The organism is Actinomadura rugatobispora (genome assembly GCF_042656285.1).
GTDB classification, from domain to species: domain Bacteria; phylum Actinomycetota; class Actinomycetes; order Streptosporangiales; family Streptosporangiaceae; genus Spirillospora; species Spirillospora rugatobispora.
The window spans coordinates 1-11,328 of the sequence record NZ_JBHSON010000069.1; the positions used below are offsets into that span (position 1 = coordinate 1).

At 72.4% G+C, this 11,328-nt stretch carries 13 protein-coding genes; 8 read left to right on the plus strand and 5 right to left on the minus strand.

What is annotated here, in order from left to right; genetic code table 11:
• From ACFPZN_RS37835 to ACFPZN_RS37850, 4 genes are all read right to left on the minus strand, one after another.
• A partial coding sequence (locus ACFPZN_RS37835; protein ID WP_378287369.1) for an alpha-(1->3)-arabinofuranosyltransferase domain-containing protein occupies positions 1 to 144 on the minus strand: 144 nt, incomplete at its 3' end.
• Positions 141 to 926 (minus strand): ABC transporter ATP-binding protein, encoded by a 786-nt coding sequence (locus ACFPZN_RS37840; RefSeq protein ID WP_378287320.1) that lies wholly within the window; start codon positions 924 to 926, stop codon positions 141 to 143. The genes ACFPZN_RS37840 and ACFPZN_RS37835, both read right to left, overlap by 4 nt.
• Before the next feature lie 176 nt (positions 927 to 1,102).
• Positions 1,103 to 2,293: an amidohydrolase gene (locus ACFPZN_RS37845; protein WP_378287321.1), complete on the minus strand. Its 1,191-nt coding sequence runs from the start codon at positions 2,291 to 2,293 to the stop codon at positions 1,103 to 1,105.
• Between the two features lie 73 nt (positions 2,294 to 2,366).
• Positions 2,367 to 2,996, minus strand: a complete 630-nt coding sequence (locus ACFPZN_RS37850; protein ID WP_378287322.1) for a GntR family transcriptional regulator — start codon at positions 2,994 to 2,996, stop codon at positions 2,367 to 2,369.
• A gap of 218 nt (positions 2,997 to 3,214) precedes the next feature.
• On the opposite strand from ACFPZN_RS37850, the gene ACFPZN_RS37855 reads away from it, so the two are divergent.
• From ACFPZN_RS37855 to ACFPZN_RS37870, 4 genes are all read left to right on the plus strand, one after another.
• Entirely contained in the window at positions 3,215 to 4,045 is an 831-nt protein-coding gene (locus tag ACFPZN_RS37855) for an oxidoreductase (RefSeq protein ID WP_378287323.1), read from the plus strand.
• Positions 4,046 to 4,149: 104 nt separating this feature from the next.
• The gene (locus ACFPZN_RS37860) at positions 4,150 to 4,851 is read left to right on the plus strand and encodes a TetR/AcrR family transcriptional regulator (RefSeq protein ID WP_378287324.1); all 702 of its coding nucleotides are present in this window, start codon (positions 4,150 to 4,152) and stop codon (positions 4,849 to 4,851) included.
• Positions 4,852 to 5,039: 188 nt separating this feature from the next.
• On the plus strand, positions 5,040 to 5,537 hold the full coding sequence (locus ACFPZN_RS37865; RefSeq protein ID WP_378287325.1) for a flavin reductase family protein: 498 nt from the start codon (positions 5,040 to 5,042) through the stop codon (positions 5,535 to 5,537).
• A 74-nt stretch (positions 5,538 to 5,611) separates the two neighbouring features.
• The gene (locus ACFPZN_RS37870; RefSeq protein ID WP_378287326.1) at positions 5,612 to 6,766 is read left to right on the plus strand and encodes an LLM class flavin-dependent oxidoreductase; all 1,155 of its coding nucleotides are present in this window, start codon (positions 5,612 to 5,614) and stop codon (positions 6,764 to 6,766) included.
• A 122-nt stretch (positions 6,767 to 6,888) separates the two neighbouring features.
• Here ACFPZN_RS37870 and ACFPZN_RS37875 read toward each other — a convergent pair whose 3' ends face one another.
• The gene (locus ACFPZN_RS37875) at positions 6,889 to 7,770 is read right to left on the minus strand and encodes an IclR family transcriptional regulator (RefSeq protein ID WP_378287328.1); all 882 of its coding nucleotides are present in this window, start codon (positions 7,768 to 7,770) and stop codon (positions 6,889 to 6,891) included.
• Positions 7,771 to 7,887: 117 nt separating this feature from the next.
• Between ACFPZN_RS37875 and ACFPZN_RS37880 the strand changes: the two genes are divergently transcribed.
• The 4 genes from ACFPZN_RS37880 (at position 7,888) to ACFPZN_RS37895 (ending at position 11,252) form a co-directional block, all read left to right on the plus strand.
• Positions 7,888 to 8,691: an SDR family NAD(P)-dependent oxidoreductase gene (locus ACFPZN_RS37880; RefSeq protein WP_378287329.1), complete on the plus strand. Its 804-nt coding sequence runs from the start codon at positions 7,888 to 7,890 to the stop codon at positions 8,689 to 8,691.
• A gap of 72 nt (positions 8,692 to 8,763) precedes the next feature.
• Complete coding sequence (locus tag ACFPZN_RS37885; protein WP_378287331.1) at positions 8,764 to 9,567, plus strand: SDR family NAD(P)-dependent oxidoreductase; 804 nt, start codon at positions 8,764 to 8,766, stop codon at positions 9,565 to 9,567.
• Complete coding sequence (locus tag ACFPZN_RS37890) at positions 9,564 to 10,457, plus strand: alpha/beta hydrolase fold domain-containing protein (RefSeq protein WP_378287332.1); 894 nt, start codon at positions 9,564 to 9,566, stop codon at positions 10,455 to 10,457. Before ACFPZN_RS37885 ends, ACFPZN_RS37890 begins: the two co-directional genes overlap by 4 nt.
• Positions 10,458 to 10,892: 435 nt before the next feature.
• A complete protein-coding gene (locus ACFPZN_RS37895) occupies positions 10,893 to 11,252 on the plus strand; it encodes a hypothetical protein (RefSeq protein WP_378287333.1) in 360 nt (119 codons plus the stop codon).
• The last annotated feature ends 76 nt before the right edge of the window (positions 11,253 to 11,328 follow it).

Consider the following 11,328-nt stretch of genomic DNA (forward strand, 5'->3'; position numbering starts at 1 on the left):
CCGCCGGGTCAGCAGGTACAGGACCGGCACGACCAGGACGGCCACGGTCGCGGTCGCGTTGACGCCGCCGCAGCAGGCGACCGCCACACCCGACCGCGCCGCCGCCCGCACCGCCTCCGCGGCGCCCGTGGTGCCGGTCGTCATACCGCCACCCCCTCTTCCGCGGGGTCGCCCGTGCGGCGCAGCGCGGCCGAGACCTTCGCGGCGACCGCGGCGAACTCCGCGCTGTAGCGCAGCTCCGGCGGGCGCGGGTAGCCGAACGGGACCCCGATGTCGTCGACGACGCGGCCGGGACGCCCCGACAGCACGACGACACGAGTGGACATGAACACCGACTCCGGCACCGAGTGGGTGACGAACAGCCCGGCGAACGGGTCGCTGACGAACAGCGAGGCGACCTCCTCGTTGAGGCGCTCGCGCGTCATCTCGTCCAGGGCGCCGAACGGCTCGTCGAACAGGAACAGCTTCGGCTGGAGGGTGAGCGCGCGGGCGATGGAGACGCGCATCCGCATCCCGCCGGAGAGCTGCGCCGGCCGGTGGTCCTCGAACCCCTCCAGGCCGACGCGCCGGATCGCGTCGGCGGCCCGTTCCCGGCTCCGCTCCGCGGACAGGCCGCCGAGCCGCCCCGGAAGCTCGACGTTGCGCCGCACGCTGCGCCAGGGCAGCAGCGTCGCGTCCTGGAAGACGTAGCCGAGGGCCGCGCCGTCGGTGCGGACCGACCCGGCGCTCGCCTGCTCGAACCCGGCGGCGAGGCGCAGCAGCGTCGACTTGCCACAGCCGGACGGGCCGACCAGGGAGACGAACTCTCCGCGCCGCACGCTCAGCGACACGTCCGTGAGCGCTTCGGTGCCGTTGGCGTAGACCATGCTGACGCCGTCGAAGCCGATCGCGGGCGCGTCGGCGCCGCCCTCCCCGGCGGCGCTCATGGGAGCGCCGCCTCGATCTCGTATACGTCGGCCCGAGACGGCGGAGGGAGTCTCGTGGGAGCAGGGTCTGCCGCCAGTACCTGGGGCCTGCCGATGCTTGACATGGCCCTTGTCTAATGGTCCAACGTTGCCCCTCGTGGTCAATCCCGTTACAGCGGCATTTCGTATACGACGGCTCAGACGAGCGCGCCGTCCCGCGCGACGACCGTCCCCGCCTTGATCACCAGGGCCCGCGGCGGCACCGACATCACCGCCTCCGCCGCGGCCTGACCCGGGACGACGACCAGGTCGGCGGGCGCGCCCACCGCGATCCCGCGGTCGTCCGCGCCCACCAGCCGCGCTCCGCCGCGGGTCGCGGCCTCCAGCGCCGCCTCGATGTCCTCGTCGCGGTAGAAGGCGCCGCGGCTCGCGACCTGCATCGTCTGGCGGAGCATGTCGCCGTCGCCGTACGGCGTCCACAGGTCGCGGACGCCGTCGCTGCCGAGGGCGACGCCGGCGCCCGCGGCGCGCAGCAGGGCCAGCGGCTGCACCGGCTCGCTGAAATTGGCGCAGGTGGCCAGGTGCACGCCGGCGTCCGCGAGGGCGTCGGCGAGCCTGCGCTGCCGGTCGGGGTCCAGCTCGCCCAGGGCGTAGCCGTGGCTGATCGTGACCCGGCCCCGCAGGCCGGTCGCCTTCGTCCGCTCGATGATCAGCTCGAACTGCCAGGCGCCGAGCGACCCGCGGTCGTGCAGGTGCACGTCCACCTTGGCGCCGTACCGCTCGGCCAGGCCGAACACCACGTCGAGATGCCGGACCGGGTCGCGGTCGACGCCCGCGGGGTCCAGGCCGCCCACGACGCCGGCGCCCGCCTTCAGCGCCTCCTCCATCAGCCCGGCGGTGCCCGGACGGGAGACCAGCCCGCCCTGCGGGAACGCGACCGTCTCCACGTCGACGCGCCCCGCGTGCCGCGCCGCCGCCTCCGCGATGGCCTCGACGCCGCCGAGCCCCACCTCGGGATCGATGTCGGCGTGCGAGCGGACACGGGTCGTGCCCCGCGTGATCATCCGTTCCAGCAGCGCGCTCGCGTACTCGGCGCTCGGCAGGCCCAGCTCCGCCCGCCGGCCCTCGCCGTTGGCGATCCTGCTCGCGAGGGCGCCGTCGGACGAGTGCGGGACCCAGGGGCCGCACCACAGCGTCTTGTCGAGATGGCAGTGCGCGTTGACCAGGCCGGGGAGCACGATCATCCCGTCCAGGGCGATCGTCTCCGCCTCGGGCGCGGCGGCGGGCCCGATCGCGGCGATCACGCCGTCGCGCAGCAGCAGGTCGGCGGTCTCCAGCGGCGCCCCCGGACGCCAGAGGCGCCCACCCCGCAGCAGCAGTTCGCTCATCGTCGTCTTCCCTTCGGATGCGTGCCGGTGCGTGCCGGCCTGGCCCGGGGTGGGAGGCGACGATCGTATACGACTACTCGGGCGGTCGCCCGCGCAGGCGGTAGGCGCTCTCGGCGCGGGCGATGTGACGCTCCACGACGGCCCGGGCGCGGTCGGCGTCCCCGGCCTCCACGGCGGCGCAGATCTCGGCGTGCTCGTCCCAGGAGTCATGGGCGCGGCGCGGCAGCTCGACCGCGTACACCCAGGCGATCTTCTGGCTGAGCTGGGTGATGAGCTGCTTCAGCGTGGCGCTCCCGGACGCCTCGGCCAGTACCTCGTGGAAGCGGCTGTTGAGCCGGGTGACCTCGTCGAGGCGCCCCTCCCGGACGGCGTCCTGCCCGAGCAGGACCAGCTCCTTCAGCCGGCCGAGCTGCTCGGGGGTGCGCCGGGCGGCCGCGCGGACCGCGCACAGCGGCTCCAGGAGCCCCCGCACGGCGAGCAGGTCGGCGGCCTCCTCCTCGGTCAGTTCGCCGACGAACGTGCCCACGTACGGGCGGGTGGTGACGAAGCCCTCGGCGTCCAGGGTGCGCAGCGCCTCGCGCACCGGGACGCGGGAGACGCCGTAGCGCTCGGCGAGAGCGCCCTCGGTGAGCCTCTCCCCGGGCCGGAGCACGCCCCGGATGATGTCGTCCCGGACGGCTTTGCACACCTGCTGCGGCGACATCCGCCGGCCTTCCGGCCCCCGCGTGGCTGTGGTCACTCTTGGCCTCACAAGCTCGTATACGACACTCATGAAGTTACTACAGCGGCCCGATCCGTCAGGGGGCGGGGAGTTCGCCGGTTGCTAAGAGGCCACTGGATCTTTATCGTGGAGTCATAAGGTTCCACTGGCCTCTTATGTGGTGGAGCCCTCATCCGACCAGAACGAGCAGAGGTGCCGTCATGAGCAGGAACTGGCTGATCACAGGAACGTCCGGCGGGCTGGGGCGCCGGCTCGCGGAGGCCGTGCTGGAGGCGGGCGACCGGCTCGTGGCCACCAGCAGGCGCGCCGACCAGATCGCCGACCTCGCCGCCGCGTACGGGGACCGGGTCCGCGCCATCGCGCTGGACGTCACCGATCCCGCCGCGGCGCGCGCGGCCGTCCGGGAGACGGTCGAGGCGTTCGGGCGCCTGGACGTCCTGGTGAACAACGCCGGCTACGCGGACGTGGCCTCGATCGAGGACATGACCGACGAGGTCTTCCGCGCCCAGATCGACGCGAACTTCTACGGCGTGGTCAACCTCACCCGGGCCGCCCTCCCGGTCATGCGCGGGCAGGGCGCCGGTCACATCGTCCAGATCTCCTCCGTCGGGGGACGTGTGGGAGGCCCCGGACTGGGCGCCTACCAGTCCGCCAAGTGGGCGGTCACCGGGTTCTCGGAAGTGCTGGCCAAGGAGGTGGCGCCCTTCGGGATCAAGGTCACGGTCGCCGAACCGGGCGGCATGCGCACGGAGTGGGCCGGGTCCTCGATGAGTACGCCGCCCATCAGCGACCCCTACAAGCCGGTCATCGAGCCGACGGTGGAGCGCATGCGCGAGGCGAACGGGACGCAGCCGGGCGATCCGGCGCGGGTGGCCCAGGTCCTGCTGGACATCGTCGAGGTCCCGGACCCGCCCGTCCGCCTGCTGCTCGGCGCCGACGCGGTCGCCACGGCGCGGGCCGCGGCGGAGGGGCTCGCCGCGTCGGACGCCCGGTGGCGCCCGGTGAGCGAATCGATCGCCTTCGACGGGTGACCCGGGCGACCCCGTGCCCGGCCCGCGGGGCCGACGCGCGGCGTAAAGTTGCCCGGAATGCGCCATCCGACGCGTGGCGCGGTCACCCCCCCGAGGTAGCGATCATGTCCAGCGGTCAGCAGGTGGATTTCCAGCGCGCCCGCAACGCGGCGCAGCGCGAGGTCCGCAGGCGCGCCATTCTCGAGGCGGCGGCGGAACTCCTCGGCGAGTCGCCGCTGAGCGACATCAGCCTGCGTGAACTCAGCCGCAGGGTCGGGTTGTCGAAGACCAATGTCGTGCGCTACTTCGAGACGCGGGAAGCGGTCTTCTTCGCGCTGCTCAACCAGACGCTGGACGAGTGGCTGGACGAACTCCCCGCCGAACTCCCGCCCGCCGCGTCCCCGGCGTCCGTGGTGGACGCGTGGGCCCGGTCGGCGGCCCGGCGCCCCCTGCTCTGCGAGCTGTGGAGTTCGCTCGGGACCGAACTCGAACGCAACATCTCCACCGAAGCGGTGCGCGGTTTCAAGCTCGTCCACCATGAGCGGCAGGCCAGGCTGGCGGAACTGGTGAGGGAGCGCATCCCGGAACTGACCGAGCCCGCGTCGCGGGAACTGGTCCAGCTCTCGATCGTGCTGGTCGCCGGGTTCTGGCCTTTCGCCAATCCGTCCCCCTCCGTCGCCGAGGCGGTCAAGGATCCCGCGCTGGCTCATTCCCGGGTCGACTTCGCGGAAAGGCTCGGCCGCGCCCTTCTCGTCGCGGTGACGGGCCTGATGAACGTCCCGCCGCCGGGCCCGGGTGAGGTGTCCGCGGGCTCAGGCCCCGCGTAACCGGCCGTCAAGAGGTTCCTGGCTGAGGTGGGACGGCCCACCGGGGCGAACGGCGCCGGTGGGCCGTTCGCGTGAGCCTCGCCTGCTCGCTTCCCCCTTGACAGAGTCATCGGCCGCTCACATACTCACCTTATGGCGAAGGATATTTCGTTATTGCGAAATCCGCGCTGATGGAGAGGAGAGGTCTCATGGTCATGCTCGAACCCGTCACCGGGGACCCGGCCCAGCTGCGGCAGGCCTACGGGTGCTTTCCCAGCGGGGTCACCGCCCTCTGCGCGCTCGACGGCGAGGAGCCCGTGGGGATCGCCGCGAGCTCCTTCACCTGCGTCTCCCTCGATCCGGGACGGGTGCTGGTGTGCCTGCAGAACTCCTCCACCACGTGGCCGCGGCTGCGCTCGACGCCCCGGCTCGGCGTCAGCGTGCTCGCCGAGCACCACAACGACGCGTGCAGGGCGCTGTCGCTGAAGACCGGCGACCGGTTCGCCCGCGTCGAGTGGAGCGCCAGCGCCGGCGGCGCGGTGTTCGTGCACGACGCCGTCGCGTGGCTGGAGTGCGAGGTCGCGGACGAGGTTCCGGCCGGGGACCACACGATCGCGCTGCTGGCCGTCCACGCCCTGCGGACCGAACCCGACCGCAAGCCGCTGGTCTTCCACGGCAGCCGCTTCCAGAGGCTCGTCGCGGTCTGAGCCGGGAGACCGCTCCGTCGTCACGAACAACGCGAACAGCACCGAGAACAGGCGAGGAAAGGCAGGGAGAAAGCGTGAAGCTCGACCTGATGTACGAGTTGCAGCCGAAGGTCGGCCCCTACAAGGAGCCGTTCCCCGAGGGCCAGAAGAAGGCCGAGCAGCAGGCCTACGCCGAGGCGTTCGAGGAGATCAAACTCGCCGACCGGCTCGGGTTCCAGACCGCCTGGGTGGTCGAGCACCACTTCCGTGAAGGGCGGTCCGCGGCTCCGTGCAACGAGACCATCCTCGGGGCGCTCTCGCAGATCACCGAGAACATCCGGCTCGGATTCGGCGTGGTGCTGCTCCCCTCGGGGTTCCAGCACCCGGTGCGGGTCGCCGAGAAGGTCGCCACCGTCGACCTCCTGAGCGGCGGCCGGGTGGAGTGGGGGTCGGGCCGCTCGACGCCCAACGAGCAGCTGGCCTTCGGCGTCCCCGCCGACGACCGGTCCCGCGACATGTGGCGCGAGGCGTTCGAGTTCGTCATCGCCGCGTGGACCGAGGAGCGGCTGACCTGGAAGTCGGAGACGATCGACTTCCCCGAGCGCTTCATCACCCCGCGGCCGTACCAGAACCCGCACCCGCCCGCGTGGCTGGCCGCGGCGAGCGAGACCTCCGCCTACAACGCCGGGAAGCTCGGCCTCGGGCTCCTGTCGTTCGCGCTGATGCAGCCGGTCGAGAAGATGGCGGAGGCGATCAACACCTACCGCCGCGGCCAGGCCGACTGCGAGCAGCCGCTGCCGAAGTTCAAGAACGACCGGGTCGGCGCGTACACGCTCGTGCACTGCACGGACGACCCCGAGGAGGCCGAGCGGTACGGCCTGTGGAACTCGGTGAAGTGGTGGTACCAGAACCTCGCCGAGTTCACCCTCCAGTGGGAGCTGGCCCACCTGCCGGAGGACGAGAAGAAGAAGATCTTCCCGCTGCTGGAGCCGACCATCCGGGGCGACATCGACATCAACCGGTACACCGAGCAGGACATGATCATCGTGGGCACGCCCGAGGAGTGCCTCCGGAAGATCCTCCGGTACGAGGAGGCGGGCGTCGACCAGCTGCTGTGCTACTCGCAGTTCGGGACGCTGCCGCACGAGAAGGTGATGCGCAGCATCGAGCTCCTCGGCACCGAGGTCATCCCCGAGCTGGAGAGGCGCGGGCACCGGGTGGACTACGACGCCCTGTTCAAGGGCGCCTGACCGTGGACCTGATCTCTCTCCTCCGGCAGCAGGCCGCCGAGCAGGAGGCGGCCGAACGGAAGGCCGCCGAGCAGGAGGCCGCCGATGAGGCGACGGAACCCGGGACCGCCGAGGCCGCGCCGTCAGCCGCGCGGCCGGCCGCGGGTCTGCTTGGTGACGACGGTGGCGCAGGCCCTGACCCGCTCGCCGATGTCGACGACGTCCCGCCCGGTCAGCCCGGGTGAGAAGCCGCTGGCGGTGATGGCGACGAACACGCGGCCGTCGGAGTCGAACACCGGGGCCGAGGCCATGCCGAGGTCGTACTCCCGCCCGGGCTCGATCGCGGGCAGGTCGTAGTCGTCGTGCAGCGAGATCGAGGCCACCAGCGCGTCGTGGTCGCCCCCCTCGTCCGGGCGGGGGTCGGCGAACGACGCCGGCCGGTCGCCGAGCACCCGCCTCATCGCCGAGATCCGTCCCAGCGCGTACCCGCGCTCGCGGACGGTCGCCAGCCCCAGCTCCACCCGGTCGCGATCGAGCGCGACCGGGGCGCGGCCCAGCCACGCCTCCACCTCGCCGGGATCCGCCCAGGCCATGAACACCAGGCCGAGCGGCGGGACGAGCGGAACCCGCTCGCCCTCCCGGAAGCCCGGGCCGTACCGCGAGCCCGTTCCGCCCACGACCACGAACACGATCTCCGCGGGCGTCGCCGCCGTGACGACCACGTCGGCGTCGAGCTCGGCGGCGAGCTTGGTGATCTGCTCGGCGGCGACGCGGATCGCGGGGTGCTGTTCGAGCGCGGCCATCCCCGCGCTCACCAGCGCCGGGCCGAGGCCGTAGGTCCGCCGGACCGGATGCCGGCTGAGGTAGCCGGTCTCCTCGAGGACGGCGAGCACCGCGTGGGTGGAGCCGAGACCGATGCCCGTGCGCCGGGCGATGTCGGAGATCGTGAACTGCTCGCCGCGGTGCGTCACGAGCAGATCGATGATCTGCAACGCCCGGGCGGCGGCGGGTGCCGGTCGCGCCATCACGTCCTCCCTCGGGTTCTGGGCCGCGCGGTGTGCAACGTACCGCACTGGCACCGGGCCTTCGCACATTGCGAAAATTCTTTCACCACTTCCCTTCGACTGATGCGGCGGAGAGCCATGCACCAAGATCTTGAGAGGGCCTTCGAGCTCACCGGGCGGACGGCCGTCGTCACCGGGGCGGCCAGCGGGATCGGCCGCCAGACGGCGATCACCTTCGCCCAGGCGGGGGCCGACGTCGTGCTGGCCGACGTCACCGAGGCGGGCCTGGACGAGACGGCGGCCGCCGTGCGCGACCTCGGGCGCGCGGCCACGGCCGTCCCGACCGACGTCACCGACCGGGCGGCCGTCGACCGGCTGGCCCAGGCCGCGCTGGACGCCCACGGGCGGATCGACGCCTGGGCCAACGTCGCCGGCGTCATCCGCTACGGCACCGTCGTCGACACCTCCGAAGAGGAGCTCGACCTCGTCCTCGGAGTCAACCTCAAGGGCACGTACTGGGGCTGCGCCGCCGCGGCCCGCGCCATGATCCCGCGCGGCTCGGGCTCGATCATCAACGTGGCGTCGGCCGGGATGGACTCGGCGCCGCCCCGCCTCTCGTGCTACGCGATGAGCAAGTCGGCGGTCGCCACCCTGACCCGCACGCTGGCCGCCGAGGTCGGCCCGCACGGCGTGCGGGCCAACACCGTCGCGCCGGGCTGGGTGCCGACCGGCATGACGGCGCCGTACTGGACGAACCCCGACGGCAGCGTCGACGAGGCCAGGCGCGAGGAGACCTACGCCCAGCGCGCCTCGCACACCCCGCTGAAGAGGAACGGCGAGCCCGCCGACATCGCCTGGGCGATGCTCTACCTCGCGGCCGACGCGTCGCGCTTCGTCACCGGCCAGGTCCTGCGGCCCAACGGCGGTGTCGCCATGGCCTGAGCGAGCGTCCCCGAACGACCCCGAACGCCCGACCCCCACCCACCGCAAGATCGTCAAGAAAGGGCCACGGCCATGACGTCCACCGACCAGAGTCCGGTTCCGGGATACCAGGAACTCCTCAGGCTCGATGACCGCAACCTCGTCGTCGTCGGCGCGGGCCAGGGAATGGGCCGCCAGACCAGTCACGCGCTCGCCCAGTGCGGGGCGCGCGTGGTGTGCGTCGACATCGACGAGACGCGCGCCCGTGAGATCGCCGAGGAGGTGGGCGGCGTGCCGTGGACCGGCGATGTCACCAAGGCGTCCGAGGTGGCCCGGCTGGTCGAGGAGGGGTCGGCGGCGCTCGGCGGGCCGCTGGGCGGCTTCGTCGACATCATCGGCATGGCCGAGTGGGTCGGGGCGCTCGACACGGAAGAGGAGACCTGGGACGCCCAGTTCGACATCAACCTGCGCCACGCCTACCTCCTGAGCCGGCACATCGGGCGGCACATGGTCGACACCGGCACGCAGGGCACGATGGTCTTCATCGCCTCCGTGCACGGCCTGACGGCGTCGGTCCGGCACGGCGCGTACGGCGCCGCCAAGGCGGGGCTCATCTCGTGGGTGCGCACACTCGGGGACGAGCTGGGCGGCCACGGCATCAGGGTGAACGCGATCGCCCCCGGATCCATCCTCACGCCGCGTCTCATGGCGGCGTACCAGGACGAGTCGGCGCGGGAGCGGTCCGCCACGCTCGCACCGCTGAAGAAGAACGGCCTCCCGTTCAACATCGCGTCGGCGGCCCTGTTCCTGACCAGCGAGCTCTCGGCGTTCATGACCGGTCAGACGATCGTTGTCGACGGCGGCGTCACCATCAAAGACCCGTACCTGGCGCTGTGAGCACCGAATCCACGACGGGCACCCCCGGCGCCTGGGCGCTGCCGGGGGAGCGCCGCTCCACGATGCCGACGCCGGACGATCTCGCCGCCCGCCGCGCCGGCGCCGGCGCCGCGCCGCGCCCCGCTCCGCCCCCGGGTGTCGAGGTCACCGGCGTCCGGTACGGGGACGTGCCGTGCGTCGTCTGCGAGCCGCCGCGGCCGCGGGGCGTCCTGACCTACTTCCACGGCGGCGGGTACCGGCTGGGCTCGGCCGCCCAGTTCACCCCCTTCGCCGCGCGGCTGGCCGCCGCCACCGGCTCCCGGGTCGTGGTGGTCGACTACCGGCTCGCGCCCGAGCACCCGTTCCCGGCGGCGCTGCACGACGCCGCGGGCGTCTACGAGCGGGTCCTCGCCGAATCCGGCCGGCCGCCGGTCGCGATCGGGGACTCGGCGGGCGGGGGACTGGCCGCGGCGCTGGCGGTGGCGTGCGCCGGGGCGAAGGTCCCCGTCCCGCGGGCGCTCGTGCTCATGTCGGCGTGGCTGGACCTGCGCTGCGTCGCCGGCACCTACACGTCGCGGGCCACGACCGACCGGCTGTTCTCCCACGACGCCGCCCGGCAGGCGGCCGGCCAGTACCTGCAAGGGCACGACGCCGGCGATCCGCTGGCGTCGCCGCTCCTCGCCGACGCGGCGTCCTTCCCGCCGACGCTGCTGTTCGCGAGCACCGGCGAGGTCCTGCTGGACGACACCGTCGCCATGGCGTCGAACCTCGCGCGGGCCGGGGTGCCTACCGCCGTCCGCTTCGAACGGGACGTCCCGCACGCCTGGCCCAGCGTCTTCCCCGACCGGCCCGAAGCGGCCGCGGCGCTGGACGTCATCGCCGAGTTCGTCCGCCGCCTCGACGCCCCCTGAGCGACCCGCCGCGGCCATGGCCCGCGGCGGACGCCGTTCGAGCCGGTCGAGCTCAGATGGCGGTGGGATCCGTGACCTCCCGCGGGTCCCACCGCGCGGAGCGCGCGGTGCGCCCGCTATCGGCGCACCGCGCGCTTTGCCTAACAGCCCCTGTTTTGCTGGGCGATCTCCCACCGCACCAGGTGACCGCCAACGAGCAGCATGACGGAACGTCGCATGATCAAGCAGGCGTCACCCGCTCAGAAGCGCCCACATGCTTACTCGTCGGTACATTCCGGGGCGGGCAATGGCCTCGGAAAGAAAGCACCGGGCCACGCACTTACCTCGGAACGCGGGTATGGACTGGCGCGTCTGCAATGTCGATCAACCGCTCAGTTCGTAATGGACGGTGTCGGTATCGGCGTGTAGCCACCGCAACCAATGGGAGGAAACATCATGTTCCGTCGAATCACTGCCGCCGGCGCGCTCACCATGGCCGTGGCGGGTGTCCTCTTCGGTGCCTCGCCCGCGATGGCCATCGACGGCGGCGACGGCCACAAGGGCGGCCACAAGGGCGGCCACAAGGGCCACCACGGCCACCACGGCCGCCACCACCACCAGCACCACGACCACGACCGGTTCCTGAACGAGAACGCCCAGGCCTGCTTCCAGATCTTCGCTCCGATCCTGTCCGACATTAAGGGCGACGTCGACCTCGACAACGACTGCGACCAGTTCGTCATCCAGTCGAACGAGAACGAGGACCGCTTCGGGCACCACGGCCAGGGCCGGGAGGGCCGGGAAGGGCGGCGCTGAGTAACATCCGCTCCTGAGTAAGTGGGTCGGCGCCCTGGGCGCCGGCCCACCTATTCATGTTCTCGCCGCCCGGGAA

Coding starts and splice junctions, on each gene's coding strand:
- ACFPZN_RS37845 (WP_378287321.1), bottom strand. CDS start 2,293: ATGAGCGAACTGCTGCTGCGGGGTGGGCGCCTCTGGCGTCCGGGGGCG.
- ACFPZN_RS37865 (WP_378287325.1), top strand. CDS start 5,040: ATGGTCATGCTCGAACCCGTCACCGGGGACCCGGCCCAGCTGCGGCAG.
- ACFPZN_RS37895 (WP_378287333.1), top strand. CDS start 10,893: ATGTTCCGTCGAATCACTGCCGCCGGCGCGCTCACCATGGCCGTGGCG.
- ACFPZN_RS37850 (WP_378287322.1), bottom strand. CDS start 2,996: ATGTCGCCGCAGCAGGTGTGCAAAGCCGTCCGGGACGACATCATCCGG.
- ACFPZN_RS37885 (WP_378287331.1), top strand. CDS start 8,764: ATGACGTCCACCGACCAGAGTCCGGTTCCGGGATACCAGGAACTCCTC.
- ACFPZN_RS37880 (WP_378287329.1), top strand. CDS start 7,888: ATGCACCAAGATCTTGAGAGGGCCTTCGAGCTCACCGGGCGGACGGCC.
- ACFPZN_RS37860 (WP_378287324.1), top strand. CDS start 4,150: ATGTCCAGCGGTCAGCAGGTGGATTTCCAGCGCGCCCGCAACGCGGCG.
- ACFPZN_RS37875 (WP_378287328.1), bottom strand. CDS start 7,770: ATGGCGCGACCGGCACCCGCCGCCGCCCGGGCGTTGCAGATCATCGAT.
- ACFPZN_RS37855 (WP_378287323.1), top strand. CDS start 3,215: ATGAGCAGGAACTGGCTGATCACAGGAACGTCCGGCGGGCTGGGGCGC.
- ACFPZN_RS37840 (WP_378287320.1), bottom strand. CDS start 926: ATGAGCGCCGCCGGGGAGGGCGGCGCCGACGCGCCCGCGATCGGCTTC.